Source organism: Pseudomonas corni (assembly GCF_057128765.1).
In genome coordinates this window covers 153290-169259 of sequence record NZ_JBSKHW010000008.1, presented here as the reverse complement: position 1 = coordinate 169259, position 15970 = coordinate 153290, and the positions used below count along the sequence as shown (strand labels likewise).

Below are 15970 nucleotides of genomic sequence, written 5' to 3'. Positions count from 1 at the left end.
CTGGCATCCGATTCAACACAATGACTGTTGGAGCGAGGCTTGCCCGCGAAGCTAGCGCTCCGGTTTACCTGACACTGCACGAAGGAAGCGCCTTGCTTTGACCAAGACACTGCACGAAGAAAACGCCTTGCTTTGACCTGACACTGCGCATCGTTAGCTTCGCGGGCAAGCCTCGCTCCAACAAGATCAATGGCGCCTCGGATATCCCGAGCTGACGCTGACCCCTTGGGACCTGCAGTGTTGTTGAATCCAGGCATGGCGCTAACTCGGTAGGAGCCAACTTGTTGGCGAGCCTTAGTACCTGACACACCGCGTTGTCCGGCTCGCCAACAAGTTGGCTCCTACAGATTCGATTGCCTGTCAGCGTCCACCGCTGAGGTCCGATGGGATCGATCACCCCTCACGCAATACCGTCAACGGACTCGCATTGAGCGCTCGCCGGGTGCCGAACACGCCTGCGCCGCCGACCAGCAGGGCGCCGATCACCGGGAGCAACAGCAGCCACACGTGCGGCGCCCATTGCAGGTTGAAGGCGTAGCGGTACAGGGCGAAGCTCACCAGTTCGCAACCCAGCGCTGCCAGCACTCCGCTGACCGCGCCCAGCAGGCCAAATTCGATGCGACGCGCCTTGGTCAACAGTGCCCGGTTGGCCCCCAGTGCCCGCAGCAGCGCGCCCTGTCGGATGCGTTCATCCAGTGTCGCCTGCAGCCCGGAGAACAATACCGCCATCCCCGCGGCCAAGACGAACAACAGCACGAATTGCACCGCGAGCGTTACCTGATCGAGGATGCTGCGCAGTTGTTCCAGCAGCGCCTCCACTTGCAGGATGGTCACCGCCGGGAAGGTCCGGGACAGCTCGACGATCTGCTTGTCGTTGCCCGGCGCCAGATAGAAGCTGGTGAGGTAAGTGGCGGGCACATCCCTGAGCGTGCCCGGCTGGAAAATCATGAAGAAATTGGGCTGGAAGGTGTCCCAGTTGATGTCACGCAGACTGGTCACCTTGACCTCACGCGTCAGCCCGCCAATCACGAAGCTCAACGTATCGCCCAGCTTCATGTCCAGACTTTTCGCCAGTTTGGTCTCGACCGAAACGCCGGGAACGGTATCAGCTGCAGGCGGCTGATCGCTGGCCCACCACTGACCTTCGGTGATGGTGTTGCCCTCCGGCATGGTGGCGGCCCACGTCAGATTGAGATCGCGCTGGGTCGCGTTTTCGCCGCGCGAATCCTTGGTGACGAACTTGCTGACCGGCTCACCGTTGATGCTCATCAAACGCCCCGGAATCATCGGGTACAACGGGGCGCTGTGGGTCGACAGCTGACCGATGCGCTCGGCAAAATGGTCCTTGTCGTTGGGCAGAATGTTCAGCGCGAAATAGTTGGGCGCGTCTTTGGGCAACTGGTTTTGCCAAGTGTCCAGCAGCTCGCCGCGCAGCAGCGCAATCAGCCCCATGGACAGCAGAATCAAACCGAAGGCCAAAGATTGACCGGCGGCGGCCAGCGGGTGACGCAACAACTGCCCCAAACCCAGACGCCACGGCAGTGACGCATTGGCCAACAAGCGGCGCAGGCTGGTGAGCGTGAGCAGCAAAATGCCGCCCAGCACCAGCGCCGCAATCAGACCGCCGCCGAGCAGGGCGAAAGTCAGCACCAGATCCAGGCTCAAACGCCACATGATCAAACCCAATGCAAACAGCGCAGCGCCATACACCAGCCAAGTACTCGCCGGGATCGGCAGCATGTCGCGGCGCAAAACTCGCAGCGGTGGCACGCGGCCCAATGCAGCCAGCGGCGGCAACGCGAACCCGGCCAAAGCCACGAGACCGGTGCCGATACCCGCCAGCGCTGGCAGCAAGCCACCCGGCGGCACAGCTGCTGGCAACAGGTTTTCCAGCAAATAAAACAGCCCCAGCTGCGCGAGCCAACCGACGAATGCGCCCGCCAGGCTCGCCGCAACGCCGAGCATCGCCAGTTGCAGACTGAACAACACCAGCGCTTCATTGCGTGACAGGCCAAGGCAGCGCAAAAGTGCGCTGGCATCAAAACGGCGTACGGCAAAACGCGACGCCGACAGCGCCACCGCCACACCGGCCAGCAACACCGCCACCAGACTGGCCATGTTCAAATAGCGCTCGGCCTTGCCCAAGGCGCCGCCGATCTGTTGGTTACCATCGCGGGCGTCGTCGATTTTCTGATTCGGTGCCAGACCCGGTTCAATGGCCTTGCGATAGGCCGCCAGGGCTTCAGGCGTGCCACGCCACATCTCGCGATAGCTCACGCGGCTGCCCGGTTGCACTACGTTGGTGGCCTTGAGGTCGGCGAGGTTGATCATCACCCTTGGCGTCAGGCTGTAAAAATTGCCAGCGCGATCAGGCTCGTAAGTAAGCACGCGGCTCAGCTTCAGAGTTTTGGCGCCGACATCAATGCTGTCGCCGACCTTGATGTTCAGTGCTACTAACACCCGCGCTTCCGCCCAGGCTTCACCGGGCTGCGGCTCACCGCCGGTGGTTTCGGTTTCGTAAGGAGCAGGGGCGCTTTTCAGCTCGCCGCGCAGGGGATATGCCGCGTCCACCGCTTTGACACTCGCCAGCTGGATGCCTGCGTCGGTGGCTACAACGCTGGAAAAAATCACCGTCTGTGAGTGATCAAGCTTGAGCGCTGTTCCGGTGTCGATCTGCTCGGCACTAGCCGGGCTGGACCCGCCCAGTACCAGATCGGCCCCCAGAAACTCTGTGGCCCGAAGGGTCATCGCGCTGTTGAGCCGCGCGCCGAAATAACCAATCGCGGTACTGGCCGCGACCGCCACTACCAGCGCGAAAAACAGCACGCGCAGCTCGCCCGCGCGGAAGTCGCGCACCAACTGGCGGCTGGCGAGATTGAGCAGACGTTGAAACGGCAGACGTGCCATCAAGGCTCCAGAGGGGCGACCAGACGGCCACCTTCAAGACGGATCAGGCGCCGGCAGCGATGGGCCAGGCGTTCGTCGTGCGTGACCAGCACCAGTGTGGTGTTGCGCTCTTTGTTCAGCTCGAACAACAGATCGCTGATGCGCTCGCCAGTGTGGCTGTCGAGGTTCCCGGTGGGTTCGTCGGCAAACAGAACGCTGGGGTCGGCGGCGAATGCGCGGGCAATCGCGACGCGCTGTTGCTCGCCACCGGAGAGTTGGCGTGGCGTGTGGGTCAGGCGTTGGCCCAGACCGACACGTTCGAGCAAGCCGCGCGCCTGTTCACGGGCGTCCTTGCGGCCTTCGAGCTCCATGGGCAGCATGACGTTTTCCAGTGCGTTCAAACTGTCGAGCAGTTGAAAGGACTGAAATACAAAGCCCACGTGTTCGGCGCGAATGCGCGCGCGTTGGTCTTCGTCCAGATCGCTGAGATTGCGACCGGCCAGTGTGACCGAACCTGCACTCGGCAGATCGAGCCCTGCCAACAGCCCAAGGAGGGTAGATTTGCCCGAACCCGATGCGCCGACGATGGCCAGCGTGTCGCCCTTGTTTAGTTCCAGGGAGAGTTCGTGCAGGATGGTCAGGTCACCTTCGGTGCTGGGGACCACTTTGCTGAGGTTCTGCGCACTGAGAATACTTTCGCTCATGGAGAATCCGATGCGTGCGTGGTTTTTAAGTGCTGGCCTGGGTTTGCTGCTGTTGTCTCAAGGGGCTACGGCGGGCACGGTGCTGATCGTTGGCGATAGTATCAGCGCGGCTTTCGGCCTGGATACCCGGTTGGGGTGGGTCAGCTTGCTGGAGCAACGCCTGGCGAAGGAAGGTTACAACGACAAAGTGATCAATGCTTCGGTCAGCGGCGACACCAGTGCCGGTGGCCAGGCGCGGCTGCCGGCGCTGCTTGCGGAGCATAAACCGGATCTGGTGGTGCTTGAATTGGGCGGCAACGACGGCTTGCGCGGCCAGCCTCCGGCGCAATTGCAACAGAACCTTTCAGCGATGATCGACAGCTCCCGCGCTGCCGGAGCAAAAGTCCTGCTACTGGGGATGCAGATTCCTCCCAACTACGGACCGCGATACACCACCGCGTTCAAGGAGGTCTACAGCAACCTGGCGACTGATAAAAAGGTCGCGTTGGTGCCGTTCATGCTTGAAGGGGTAGGGGGTGTTCCGGAGTTCACCCAGGCCGATGGTTTGCATCCGGCCGCCAACGCTCAGGGCAGATTGCTGGAAAACGTCTGGCCGAGCCTCAAACCGCTACTTTAAAGGGCTGCGGGGCTTTTCTGGGCAAGGGGTTTGGGCTAAGGTGGCGCCCCCGCTCCGGAGCCCCCCATGCCGCGCCGTCCGTCCTGGTCCCTTTTTGCTTATCAACTGATCGAGCCTGATGAACAGCTCGACCTGTTTGCGTGCCAGGAAATCCGCGTGCACCTGGTCGCACGCCAGCTTGAACTGGCCGGTTCTGCGGACCGTACGCTGTGTGGTTCACTGCTCCCGGCGCAGCCGCGGTGGTCGGCGGTCGAGCAGACGATTTATCAGGACGAACGACTGTGCCCACTGTGCCGCGCGATCATCGATGCACAACGCCGGGGCTGGGCGCCGATCTGGCCGGAGCTTGAAGACGCTTGAGGTTCATGTAAGCGCGAACTTGTTCGCGAGAAGGTCGGCACAGCCCGTGCCTTCGTCTGCGCTTGTAGCCCGGGCTTCGCGAACAAGTTCGCTCCTACAGACGGGTGTTGGCAGTGTACAATCGCTTTTTTCGATCCCGCCCTGTTTACCCAAGGATTCTCCGGATGTTGTCGCGCATTCCAGCCTTCGCTCGCTGTCTGTCGCTCGCTGCACTGTGTGCGGCCGGCCCTGTTTCCGCTCTGGAGTTTCCGTTGCCGCCCCCTGGCGAGGACATCATTGGTGAGGTCCAGACCATCACCGCCAAGTACGAAGACACCTTCGCCGATCTGGGCACCCAGTACGATCTTGGCTATCTGGAAATGATCGCCGCCAACCCCGGCGTCGATGCCTGGCTGCCGGGCGCGGGCAAGCAGATCGTCTTGCCGACCCGTTTCATCCTGCCGCCGGGTCCCCGTGAAGGCATCGTTATCAACCTTGCCGAGTACCGTTTGTACTACTACCCCAAAGGCCGAAACGTGGTGTACACCTTCCCGCTGGGTATTGGTCGCGAGGGCTGGGGTTCACCAATTTCCACCACCAAGGTCACAGCCAAGACGCCGAACCCGACCTGGACCCCTCCGGCCTCGGTCAAGGCCGAACATGCCGCTGATGGCGACATCCTGCCGAACGTCGTACCGGCTGGCCCTGATAACCCGCTGGGCCCGTTCAAGTTCGGCCTGAGTCTACCCGGCTACTTGATTCACGGTTCGAACAAGAAGTTCGGCATCGGCATGCGCACCAGCCACGGCTGCTTCCGCATGTACAACAACAACGTGCTGGAAATGGCCGACATGGTGCCGGTGGGCACGACCGTGCGCATCATGAGCGAGCCGTACAAGTTCGGCGTCAGTGGCGGGAAGGTCTATCTGGAAGCGCACACGCCTCTGGACGAGAGCGGCAATCCTTCCGTGGTCGACAAGCACACAGCGGTGATCAATGCCCTGCTCAAGCGCGAAGACCTGGCCAACAAGGTGCTGATCGATTGGAATGAAGTGCGGGACGTGGTCGCCGCTGAGGACGGGATGCCGGTGGAGATTGCGGTACCCACTAGCGCGCCTGTGGTGCCCAGCGCTCCTGTCGTACTGCAATAGCTTATAGCGTGCAGTAACAGGGCGCCGATACCCGTCCGCAGGGCCTTGTGAAGGGGCTGAGCGGACGGGTTTTTTATTGTCCGGATATCGCCTCTTGAGCGTCCGGCAACAAAAAAGCCGATCCGAAACCGGATCGGCTTATCAATAATCCCGGGGGACTATTACTTGCGGCTTGCCTTGTCCAACATACGCAGAGCGCGTTCGTTGGCTTCGTCAGCAGTTTGCTGAGCTTTCTGAGCAGCAGCCAGAGCTTCGTCAGCTTTGCGATAAGCTTCATCGGCACGGGCTTGCGAACGAGCTGCTGCGTCTTCAGTTGCAGTCAAACGAGCTTCGGTTTCTTTGGATGCGCTGCTGCAACCGGTGGCCAGAACTGCGGCCAGAGCCAGAGCAGAGAATTTCAGAACGTTGTTCATCGTGTTCCCCTTAAAGGACTTCTATCAAATTAGTCATCTCTCGGAAGTGAGAAAATGACCGGCGTACATACTACCCATTGTTTGTAGTAAGTAAACGGACGAAGCGCAAGATGTGAACAAAATTCTTTGCTTTGAAAGTGTTCCATTCAACTTCTCACGCCTTTTGTACGAAAAAAGCCCGCACTGTCGGGCGAACTGCCGACAGTCCATTGATATTAGGCGACGACTCAAAGGTCTGCCTATTATCGATAAATCAGTCGCGTGCATGTTGAGAAGTGCGTCGCATGTATGCGCTGTTCGCTGTGGCTGTATATCGCATTTATGTGTCTTATGTGTACTCGCGGCATTAGGCAGCAATCTGACTGTGTCAATGGACATTACTGGCGTTGTCAGGTTCCACCGTTAACACAGTCTGATGTTCGGCGATGCATTTACCGATGATTCACTTGAGCACGTTCGGCAATGACGCCTACTATTTGCTGGTGCTCATTTGTTTGAGAACAGCGATGCTCTTCTCGGTGTCCAAATCTGGCACAAGGTGGCGTAGCACGTTGCGTAAAAACCACGTGAATTGGTTTTCCCGCTGCGTGAAGAGGTTCCTTCGCCGGGGAAACATCGGTAAGGTAGGGGTCAAAATCCAAGACCCGCGAGGAGTAGTGATGAGCGAGGCGTTGTCGATCCACCATGACAAGACCGGTCACCAGTTTGAAATAAACATAGACGGTCACCGTGCCTATCTGACGTACATGGACCTGGGCAAGGAAACCCTGGACATCTACCGTACGTTTGTCCCCAACGCACTTCGGGGACGAGGCATCGCAGCGGCATTGACCGAGGTTGCCCTCGATTACGCCGACAGCATTGGCTATACCGTCATTCCATCGTGCTCGTATGTCGAGCGCTATATGGAGCGCAACCAGCGCCAGGCTGCAAAGATCTGACGCGTCGCACTGTTTCACCAGCACCATGAAAAACGCCGAGCATATGCTCGGCGTTGTTGTTTCTGCGTTGCGCGATCAGCGCTTGCGGTTAGGCAGCACGCCCTTGAGTTTGGCGTGCATGCTGCGCAGGGTTTTCTCGGTACTTTCCCAATCGATGCAGGCATCGGTGATGGACACGCCGTATTTGAGGTCAGCCAGATCCTTGGGAATCGACTGAGCACCCCAATTGAGGTGGCTCTCGACCATCAGGCCAATGATCGATTCGTTGCCTTCCAGGATCTGGTTGGCAACGTTCTCCATCACCAGAGGTTGCAGGGCCGGGTCTTTGTTGGAGTTGGCGTGGCTGGCATCGACCATGATGTTGGGCTTGATGTTGGCTTTGTTCAGCGCCTGTTCGCACAGAGCGACGCTGACCGAATCATAGTTCGGTTTGCCGTTGCCGCCACGCAGCACCACGTGACCGTAGGCGTTGCCTTTGGTTGTGACGATGGAGACGCCGCCTTCCTGATTGATGCCCAGGAACCGGTGGGGGCTGGACACAGACTGCAGAGCGTTGATCGCTACCGTCAGGCCGCCGTCGGTGCCGTTCTTGAAGCCCACGGCCGAGGACAGGCCTGAAGCCATTTCCCGGTGCGTCTGGGATTCAGTGGTACGCGCGCCGATGGCCGACCAACTGATGAGATCCTGCAAGTACTGCGGGGAAATCGGGTCCAGCGCTTCGGTGGCGGTGGGCAGACCTTTTTCGGCCAGCTCCAGCAGCAATTGCCGACCGATGTGCAGACCGTCCTGAATCTTGAAGGAGTCATCCAGATACGGATCGTTGATCAGGCCTTTCCAGCCCACTGTCGTGCGAGGCTTCTCGAAATAGACGCGCATCACCAGATACAGCGTGTCGGACACTTCAGCGGCCAGCGCTTTAAGGCGGTCGGCGTATTCGTGGGCAGCCTTGAGGTCGTGGATCGAGCAGGGCCCGATCACGATGAACAGGCGGTGATCCTTGCCATCGAGAATGTTGCGAATCACTTCGCGACCCTGGCTCACGGTCTGCTGGGCAGCCGCAGTCAGGGGGATTTCGCGCTTGAGCTGATCCGGAGTGATCAGTGTCTCGTTGGAAGCAACGTTGAGATCGTCAATCGGTAAATCAGCCATCGTGTTACTCATCAGGTCACGGATGCTGGCCGCCAACGTCCCCGTGCGGCGGAGCCGAGCATGATTGAGCGCAGCGGGGGAGCGGAACCTTAGCGCGTTATCCTGCCTTTGGACAATGGGCAAACAGCGCTTTCGTCCAGTCTGCGCGGCTCAAGACGACGCGCTACGACAAAAAGTTCGGGCTCGCGAAGGCTTTGCATCGCAGTTTTTGTAAACTGCCCACGCGCCAGGCCTATAGTGTGCAGCTAACGCCAGAAGGGGGAACCGCGTGGAACAACTGCAATTGACCGATTTCGACGTGGACCAGCAACTGCTCTCGCTGGACGGCACTTCCCTGCTGATTTTCACCGGCGCAGGCTGCGCCAGTTGTCGCTGGGCCCGCGACTATCTGCCGCAGCAACCGCTGCCGCTGGATCGACTCTGCTGGATCGATGCCGAGGAAAATGGCGGAGCAGTGCAGCGCTATGGGGTGTTTCATCTGCCCGCGCTGTTCGTCATACGTGACGGCGAATTTTTCGGGGCCCTGCGCAGCAAGCTGCTCCTGCCGGACATCAGTCTCGCACTTGATCGAGCGTTGAGCCTGGCCCCAGACGAATTACCCTGACACAACCCACCGCTTACACCCCGATGAATGCTCTAAATGGGACCCACATGACCAAAGACACCTCGAAACCGCGCATCGGCATTATTGGCACCGGCGCCATTGGCGGCTTTTATGGCCTGATGCTGGCGCGTGCCGGCTATGACGTTCACTTTTTGCTGCGCAGTGAGTTCAGCGCGGTCTCGGAAAACGGGCTGCGGCTGGACAGTAAAGTCCACGGGCTGTTGACCCTGGACAATGTGCAGGCGTACTCGTCAGCCTCCGACATGCCGCCTTGCGAATGGCTGTTGGTGGGCGCCAAGACCACCAGCAACGCCGACCTTGCCCCTTCGATCACTCAGGCGGCTGCGCCGAACGCCAAGGTGCTGTTGTTACAGAACGGGCTGGATGTCGAAGAAGAGTTGCGTCCTTTATTGCCGGACTCGCTGCACTTGTTGGGCGGTCTTTGTTTCATCTGCGTGCATCGCTCTGGGCCTGGGCAGATCGCCCATGAAGCTTTCGGCGCCGTCAATCTGGGTTATCACAGCGGCCCTGGCTATGGAAATAACCTGCGCCAGTCGATTCTTGAACACGGCGCCGACTTGTTCCGCGCCGCCGGGATCGAAGCTACCGCGATGGAAGATCTGGAGCATGCGCGCTGGCAGAAGCTGGTGTGGAACATCCCGTACAACGGTCTGTCGGTATTGCTGGGTGTGGGTACAAGCGGGTTGATGGCCGATCCGGACAGCGCCGAGCTGATCCATGAGGTGATGAACGAAGTGGTCGAAGGCGCGGCGGCGTGCGGGTTTGACTTTCCGGCGGGTTACGCCGAGCGCTTGTTCAACGTCACCAGGCAGATGCCCGATTACCGCCCGAGCATGTTCCACGACTTCATCGAGAAACGCCCGCTGGAGCTGGAGGCTATTTATGCCAAGCCATTGGCTGCGGCGTTGGCAGGCGGGTACGACATGCCCAAGATCCGTGCGTTGCTTCATGCGCTGGCGTTTATGGATCGGCGTAATCGGTAGTTCTGAGTATTTCCGATATCTGTAGGAGCGAATTTATTCGCGAAGAGATGGGCCTGACGCCGGAGGCAGATCGGATGCACCGCCGTCTCGCGAATAAATTCGCTCCCACAGAATTGCGGGTTGTGCCGAGATCAATCTGTAGGAGCGAATTTATTCGCGAAGAGATGGGCCGGACTCCGGAGGCAGGTCGGATGCGCCGCCGTCTCGCGAATGAATTCGCTCCCACAGAATTGCGGGTTGTGCCGAGATCAATCTGTAGGAGCGAATTTATTCGCGAAGAGATGGGCCGGACGCCGGAGGCAGATCGGATGCACCGCCGTCTCGCCAATGAATTCGCTCCTACAGAACAGTGTGATGCATTCAACGATGGGAGCACCGATGTCAAACGAGCTAACGACAAAAGCCCCGAACAACAAACTGGTGCTGGCGATTTCCTCCCGAGCGCTGTTCGACCTGCGTGACAGCCATCAGATTTACATGGCCGAAGGCGTTTCCGCTTATCGCCAATACCAGATTGACCACGAAGACGAAGTGCTGGAGCAGGGCGACGCGTTTCAACTGGTACAAAAGCTGCTCAGCCTCAACACCAGTCTGAGCAAAGCCCGGGTCGAAGTGGTGCTGGTCTCGCGCAACAGCGCCGACACCGGTTTGCGGGTGTTCAACTCGATTCAGCATTACGGCCTGGATATCTCCCGTGCGGCGTTCGTTGGTGGGCGCAGTCCGTTTCCTTATCTCGCCGCATTCGGCAGCCATCTGTTTCTCTCCACCCATGCCGAAGATGTGCGCAGCGCTCTGGATGCCGGGTTCGCTGCCGCGACCATTCTTTCCGGCGGTGCTCGACGTGCCGCCAGCGCTGAACTGCGCATCGCGTTCGATGGCGACGCCGTGCTGTTCTCCGATGAGTCCGAGCGGGTTTATCAATCCGGTGGTCTGGAAGCGTTTCAGGCCAGTGAGCGGGAAGCCGCCCGGCGTCCGCTGAGTGGCGGGCCGTTCAAACCGTTTCTCGAAGCGCTGAATCTGTTGCAACGCGAGTTTCCCGAAGAAACCTGCCCGATCCGCACCGCGCTGGTGACTGCCCGATCAGCGCCGGCACACGAACGAGTTATCCGCACATTGCGTGAGTGGGATATCCGTCTGGACGAGTCGCTGTTCCTTGGCGGGCTGGAAAAGTCTGCGTTTCTTGAAGCCTTCGCCGCCGACGTATTTTTCGATGACCAGCCGGGCCACTGCGAGAAGGCCCGTGATGTGGTCGCCACCGGGCACGTCCCCCACGGCATCAGCAACGAACTAAAACCGTGAGCCGTTAGACCTTAATGATGTATCGGACCGGTTGGTTTGCTGCGGCACTGCTAAGCTGAATCAGATCTGAGCAAATGGCCGCAGGCCGATCGTCGTCCAGTGTCTGCGTTGCCGTTCCTGGTTGTCCGGAGGTCCCATGATTCGTTCGATGCTGTATGCCACGGACCTCGGTCTGTACGCGCCTTACGTGTTGCAACATGCGTTGGCGCTGGCTCGAACGTTCAACGCCGAGCTGTATGTGATCCATGTCGTCGAGCCAATGGGGCTGTTTGCGGAGTCGGTTTTACAGAGCTATCTGGAAGAGGATGTGCTCAAGACGCTGCACAGTGAAGGCGTCAATAATGTCATTGAAAGCATTGAGTCGCGGGTACTGGACGGCTTTCGGGATGAGCTGGGGGTGGGCAACACAGACCTGGAGCTAATTCGCACGGTAAGGGTGGTTCAGGGCGATCCGTCCAACGTGATACTCGATCAAGCGCAAAAGCTGGCGGTCGATCTGGTAGTCGTCGGCAGCCACAGTCATGGGACTCAAGGCGATACACCCATAGGGCGTACGGCAGCGCGGGTTTTGCAACTTTCCGAGGTGCCGGTGTACATGGTGCCGATGATTCAGAACCGTGCTGGGGGCTAATGACGCGCAACGGGTGAAATGCAGCGTGCCATTACCGTCTAAAAGTGATAAAAAGTTCTAGCTGCGCTCTCCTGACCAATAATCCAGTTATATACCGTCGTGATGCCCGTGGCGTCTGCCGGCCTTGAGGGATACATATGAAGCTTCAACAACTGCGCTACATCTGGGAAGTGGCGCACCACGACCTCAACGTTTCGGCCACGGCACAGAGTCTTTACACCTCTCAGCCCGGCATCAGCAAACAGATCCGTTTGCTGGAGGACGAACTGGGCGTCGAGGTTTTCGCTCGCAGCGGCAAGCACCTGACCCGAGTGACACCAGCAGGAGAGCGCATCATTACCACCGCAGGGGAAATCCTGCGCAAGGTCGAGAGCATCAAGCAGATTGCCCAGGAATTCTCCAACGAGAAAAAGGGCACCCTGTCGATCGCCACCACCCACACCCAGGCGCGCTATGCCTTGCCGCCGGTGATCAGCAATTTCATCAAGCAATACCCGGACGTGGCGCTGCACATGCACCAAGGCTCGCCGATGCAAATCGCCGAAATGGCCGCCGACGGCACCGTGGATTTCGCCATCGCCACTGAAGCGCTGGAGCTATTCGGCGATCTGGTGATGATGCCGTGCTACACTTGGAACCGATGCGTGGTCGTACCCCAGGGCCATCCGCTGACTAAGGTGCCGAAACTGACCCTGGAAATTCTCGCCGAATACCCGATCGTGACCTACGTGTTCGGCTTTACCGGTCGCTCGAAACTCGACGAAGCCTTCAGTCATCGCGGCCTGACACCGAAAGTGGTGTTCACGGCTGCCGATGCCGACGTCATCAAAACTTACGTTCGACTGGGTTTGGGTGTGGGCATCGTCGCCAAGATGGCGGTGGACCCGAAACTCGACAGCGACCTGGTGGTGCTCGATGCCAGCGAATTGTTCGAAGCCAGCGTGACCAAGATCGGTTTCCGTCGCGGCACCTTCTTGCGCGGGTTCATGTGCGATTTCATCGAGAAATTCGCCCCGCACCTGACTCGCGATGTCATGGCCAAGGCTATCGCCTGCCACAACAAGCAAGAGCTCGAAGAGCTGTTTGCCGGGGTAAAACTGCCGGAGCATTGATTAAAGCGATCCCTGTAGGAGCGAACTTGTTCGCGAGGCGGCATTACTGACTCGCCACTGGATCGCCTCGCCAACAAGTTGGCTCCTACAGAAAGCGGTTAGGCTTTCCCGATGATATTCCCCGCATGCAGCCCGCATTCCTTTTGCGTCGCTTCTTCCCACCACCAGCGGCCTTCGCGTTCGTGCTGGTTGGGCAGAACAGGGCGGGTGCAGGGCTCGCAGCCGATGCTGATGAAACCGCGCTCGTGCAACGGATTGAACGGCAGCTCCAGCATGCGGATGTAATTCCACACATCGGCGCTGGTCATCTGCGCCAGCGGATTGAATTTGTACAACGGGCGTTCCGGGGTCGAGAACGCACCGTCGATTTCGACCACCGCCACACTGTTACGAGTGCTCGGGCTCTGATCCCGACGCTGCCCCGTGGCCCAGGCCGTTACACCACTGAGTTTGCGCCGCAGCGGTTCGATCTTGCGCACGCCGCAACACTCGCCATGCCCATCCTTGTAGAAACTGAACAGACCTTTCTCTTTGACGAACGGCTCAAGTGCCCGCTGGTCGGGGGAGACGATCTCGATCTGGATCTTGTACTGCTCGCGCACCTGCTCAATGAAGCGGTAGGTCTCGGGATGCAAACGACCGGTGTCCAGACTGAACACCTTGACGTTCTTGTTGATCTTCCAGGCCATGTCGACCAACACGACATCTTCCGCGCCGCTGAAGGAAATCCACAGCTCGTCACCGAAGTGCTGGAATGCAAATTTGAGAATGTCCTGGGCGGACTTGCTGGCGTAAGTCGCGGCGATATCAGCGATGTCGAAGGGATGGCTCATCAGGCGGCTTCCTAATATGAAGTGGCGCTTAGGCGCTCGTAATGGCGGCGATGGTAACAAAATCCTTCGCCTGTTTGCCCATAAGCTGTGTTTACGCAGGCCTCAGCCAGTGGTTAGAGTGCCGCTTCATCAATGTGCATCAAGGAGTGTGCTGTGGAAATTGCCTGTCTGGACCTGGAAGGTGTGCTGGTCCCGGAAATCTGGATCGCGTTTGCGGAAAAAACCGGTATCGAGTCGCTGCGCGCGACCACCCGGGACATTCCCGATTACGACGTACTGATGAAACAGCGCCTGCGGATACTCGATGAACATGGGCTCAAGCTGTCGGACATTCAGGAAGTGATCAGCATGTTAAAGCCCCTGGACGGCGCCATTGAGTTTGTGGACTGGCTGCGCGAGCGGTTTCAGGTGGTGATTCTGTCAGACACGTTCTATGAGTTTTCCCAGCCGTTGATGCGTCAGTTGGGTTTTCCAACGTTGCTTTGCCACCGCCTGATCACCGACGACACCGATCGCGTCGTCAGCTACCAGTTGCGCCAGAAAGACCCCAAGCGCCAGTCGGTGCTGGCGTTCAAGAGTTTGTATTACCGAGTGATTGCCGCCGGCGATTCCTACAACGACACCACCATGCTGGGCGAGGCGGACGCCGGCATTCTGTTTCACGCACCGGACAACGTGATCCGCGAATTCCCGCAGTTCCCGGCAGTGCATACGTTCGAGGCGCTGAAGCAGGAATTCATCAAGGCGTCGAATCGGGTGTTGAGTTTGTAAACCGGGGGGCAAGTGTAGGAGCGCGCTTGCCCGCGATATCGGTGTGTCAGGCGCTGGTAATTGGAGGGTGCAGACGCAATCGCGGGCAAGCGCGCTCCTACAGGTTTGCGGCGTTACAGCTTTTCCAGCGTCTGCAACAACACCCGCACCTTGGTAAACGTCTCCTGATACTCGGACTCACAATCCGAATCCGCAACGATCCCGCCGCCGCCCCAGCACGACATCTGCCCATCTTTCGCCAGCAAGCTGCGAATGGTGATGGAACTGTCCATTTCCCCACGCACGTCCAGGTACAGCAACGACCCGCAATATAAAGCGCGCCGGGTCGGCTCCAGTTCGTCGATGATCTGCATCGCCCGAATCTTTGGCGCGCCGGTGATCGAGCCACCCGGGAAGCTGCCGCCGAGCAAGTCCAGTGCGTCGTTTTCAGCGGCCAGCTCGCCCGTGATGCTGCTGACCAGGTGGTGCACGTTCGGGTAACTCTCCAGACTGAACAATTCTGGCACCTTGACCGAGCCGGTTCGGCAACTGCGGCCCAGGTCGTTGCGCAACAGGTCGACGATCATCAGGTTCTCCGAGCGGTCCTTTGCGCTGGCGAGCAGTTCTGCGGCGAGCGCTGCGTCTTCCTCAACAGTTTTGCCCCGTGGCCGCGTGCCCTTGATCGGGCGTGTTTCCACCAGGCGCTCGCTGACTTTGACGAAGCGTTCGGGGGACAGGCTCAGAATCGCATCGCCCTCGGGCAGCGCCATATAACCGGCAAAAGGCGTGGGGCAGGCGATGCGCAAAGCGCAGTACGCAGTCCAGGGGTCGCCGGTGTAAGGGGCGCGAAACCGTTGCGTGAGGTTGACCTGATAGCAGTCACCGGCGTGGATATACGCCTGAATGCGCTCGAATGACTCCCGGTATTGCTCGGCGTTGATATCGGTACGGAAGGGGGCGTCAAGCTTGAAAGCTGGCGCGTCATCGGATGACGGCTGTGCGAACAGCCGGATCAGGCGATCACGCTCGTCGTGTGGCAGTGACGGATGAAACACCAATTGGCTGGTCTGTTGCTGGTGATCGCTTACCAGCGCCCAGGCAAAAAGACCCAAGTGCGCAGAGGGAAAGTGCAGGTCATCTGCAGCTTGGGCGGGCATCGGCTCCAGCAACCGGCCAAAGTCATAGGCCAGATAGCCTATCAATCCGCCTGCAAAGGGCAGCGGGCAATTCTCGGGTAGTTGCGCTTCGCCCAAGCGCTTGAGGCTGTCACGCAAGCGCTGGAGAAAAATCAGTCCTGACTCGTCGGCATACGGCGAAAATTGCTCCAGCGGCCAAGCGCTGAGAATGTCAAAGCGCCCGCGATCCGCTTCAGGCCGACCGCTGTCCAGCAATACCGCGCCGGGCTCATGGCGCACGGCCGCAAAGTAAACGGCAGGGTTGGCGTGATAGGGCAGCGGATGTACGGAGCAGATTGGCATACGAAGACAGTCATGGAGCGCGGGGAGGGCGATTGTAAGCTTCTATGTAAGGATTCGCGA

Annotated in this window: 16 protein-coding genes; 10 read left to right on the top strand and 6 right to left on the bottom strand. The window is 59.2% G+C overall.

Translation table 11 applies throughout. The annotated features are described in order from the left end of the window. Positions 1 to 393 precede the first annotated feature (393 nt). On the bottom strand, positions 394 to 2907 hold the full coding sequence (locus tag ACWKV9_RS14610; RefSeq protein WP_483836821.1) for an ABC transporter permease: 2514 nt from the start codon (positions 2905 to 2907) through the stop codon (positions 394 to 396). Beyond that, positions 2907 to 3590 (bottom strand): ABC transporter ATP-binding protein, encoded by a 684-nt coding sequence (locus ACWKV9_RS14605; protein WP_483836820.1) that lies wholly within the window; start codon positions 3588 to 3590, stop codon positions 2907 to 2909. The genes ACWKV9_RS14610 and ACWKV9_RS14605 overlap by 1 nt, the downstream gene beginning before the upstream one ends. Positions 3591 to 3600: 10 nt before the next feature. Between ACWKV9_RS14605 and ACWKV9_RS14600 the strand changes: the two genes are divergently transcribed. From ACWKV9_RS14600 to ACWKV9_RS14590, 3 genes are all read left to right on the top strand, one after another. After that, the gene (locus tag ACWKV9_RS14600; RefSeq protein ID WP_483836819.1) at positions 3601 to 4206 is read left to right on the top strand and encodes an arylesterase; all 606 of its coding nucleotides are present in this window, start codon (positions 3601 to 3603) and stop codon (positions 4204 to 4206) included. 66 nt (positions 4207 to 4272) lie between these two features. Next, entirely contained in the window at positions 4273 to 4566 is a 294-nt protein-coding gene (locus tag ACWKV9_RS14595; RefSeq protein WP_483836818.1) for a hypothetical protein, read from the top strand. A 164-nt stretch (positions 4567 to 4730) separates the two neighbouring features. Continuing rightward, positions 4731 to 5696, top strand: coding sequence for a L,D-transpeptidase family protein (locus ACWKV9_RS14590; protein WP_483836817.1), 966 nt, complete (start codon positions 4731 to 4733; stop codon positions 5694 to 5696). A gap of 161 nt (positions 5697 to 5857) precedes the next feature. Here ACWKV9_RS14590 and oprI read toward each other — a convergent pair whose 3' ends face one another. Continuing rightward, positions 5858 to 6109 carry an outer membrane lipoprotei OprI gene (gene oprI, locus ACWKV9_RS14585; protein ID WP_003199355.1) on the bottom strand — a complete coding sequence of 84 codons (252 nt, stop codon included), beginning with the start codon at positions 6107 to 6109 and terminating at the stop codon, positions 5858 to 5860. Between the two features lie 659 nt (positions 6110 to 6768). Here oprI and ACWKV9_RS14580 point away from each other — a divergent pair. After that, positions 6769 to 7050 (top strand): GNAT family N-acetyltransferase, encoded by a 282-nt coding sequence (locus ACWKV9_RS14580; protein ID WP_483836816.1) that lies wholly within the window; start codon positions 6769 to 6771, stop codon positions 7048 to 7050. Positions 7051 to 7125: 75 nt separating this feature from the next. Here ACWKV9_RS14580 and ACWKV9_RS14575 read toward each other — a convergent pair whose 3' ends face one another. Continuing rightward, positions 7126 to 8199: a 3-deoxy-7-phosphoheptulonate synthase gene (locus ACWKV9_RS14575; RefSeq protein ID WP_483836815.1), complete on the bottom strand. Its 1074-nt coding sequence runs from the start codon at positions 8197 to 8199 to the stop codon at positions 7126 to 7128. Between the two features lie 268 nt (positions 8200 to 8467). On the opposite strand from ACWKV9_RS14575, the gene ACWKV9_RS14570 reads away from it, so the two are divergent. The 5 genes from ACWKV9_RS14570 (at position 8468) to cysB (ending at position 12849) form a co-directional block, all read left to right on the top strand. Further along, a complete protein-coding gene (locus tag ACWKV9_RS14570) occupies positions 8468 to 8803 on the top strand; it encodes a thioredoxin family protein (RefSeq protein WP_483836814.1) in 336 nt (111 codons plus the stop codon). 47 nt (positions 8804 to 8850) lie between these two features. Next, the gene (locus ACWKV9_RS14565; RefSeq protein ID WP_483836813.1) at positions 8851 to 9807 is read left to right on the top strand and encodes a putative 2-dehydropantoate 2-reductase; all 957 of its coding nucleotides are present in this window, start codon (positions 8851 to 8853) and stop codon (positions 9805 to 9807) included. A 378-nt stretch (positions 9808 to 10185) separates the two neighbouring features. After that, positions 10186 to 11106 carry a 5'-nucleotidase gene (locus ACWKV9_RS14560; protein WP_483836812.1) on the top strand — a complete coding sequence of 307 codons (921 nt, stop codon included), beginning with the start codon at positions 10186 to 10188 and terminating at the stop codon, positions 11104 to 11106. Positions 11107 to 11242: 136 nt separating this feature from the next. After that, positions 11243 to 11737: a universal stress protein gene (locus ACWKV9_RS14555; RefSeq protein WP_483836811.1), complete on the top strand. Its 495-nt coding sequence runs from the start codon at positions 11243 to 11245 to the stop codon at positions 11735 to 11737. Positions 11738 to 11874: 137 nt separating this feature from the next. Continuing rightward, positions 11875 to 12849, top strand: a complete 975-nt coding sequence (cysB, locus tag ACWKV9_RS14550) for an HTH-type transcriptional regulator CysB (protein WP_483836810.1) — start codon at positions 11875 to 11877, stop codon at positions 12847 to 12849. A gap of 98 nt (positions 12850 to 12947) precedes the next feature. On the opposite strand, the gene ACWKV9_RS14545 is transcribed toward cysB, so the two are convergent. Further along, positions 12948 to 13682: a phosphoadenylyl-sulfate reductase gene (locus tag ACWKV9_RS14545; RefSeq protein WP_483836809.1), complete on the bottom strand. Its 735-nt coding sequence runs from the start codon at positions 13680 to 13682 to the stop codon at positions 12948 to 12950. A 153-nt stretch (positions 13683 to 13835) separates the two neighbouring features. Between ACWKV9_RS14545 and thrH the strand changes: the two genes are divergently transcribed. Then, positions 13836 to 14453: a bifunctional phosphoserine phosphatase/homoserine phosphotransferase ThrH gene (thrH, locus tag ACWKV9_RS14540; protein ID WP_483836808.1), complete on the top strand. Its 618-nt coding sequence runs from the start codon at positions 13836 to 13838 to the stop codon at positions 14451 to 14453. A 113-nt stretch (positions 14454 to 14566) separates the two neighbouring features. Here thrH and pabB read toward each other — a convergent pair whose 3' ends face one another. Continuing rightward, positions 14567 to 15910 carry an aminodeoxychorismate synthase component I gene (gene pabB, locus ACWKV9_RS14535; RefSeq protein WP_483836807.1) on the bottom strand — a complete coding sequence of 448 codons (1344 nt, stop codon included), beginning with the start codon at positions 15908 to 15910 and terminating at the stop codon, positions 14567 to 14569. Positions 15911 to 15970 lie beyond the last annotated feature (60 nt).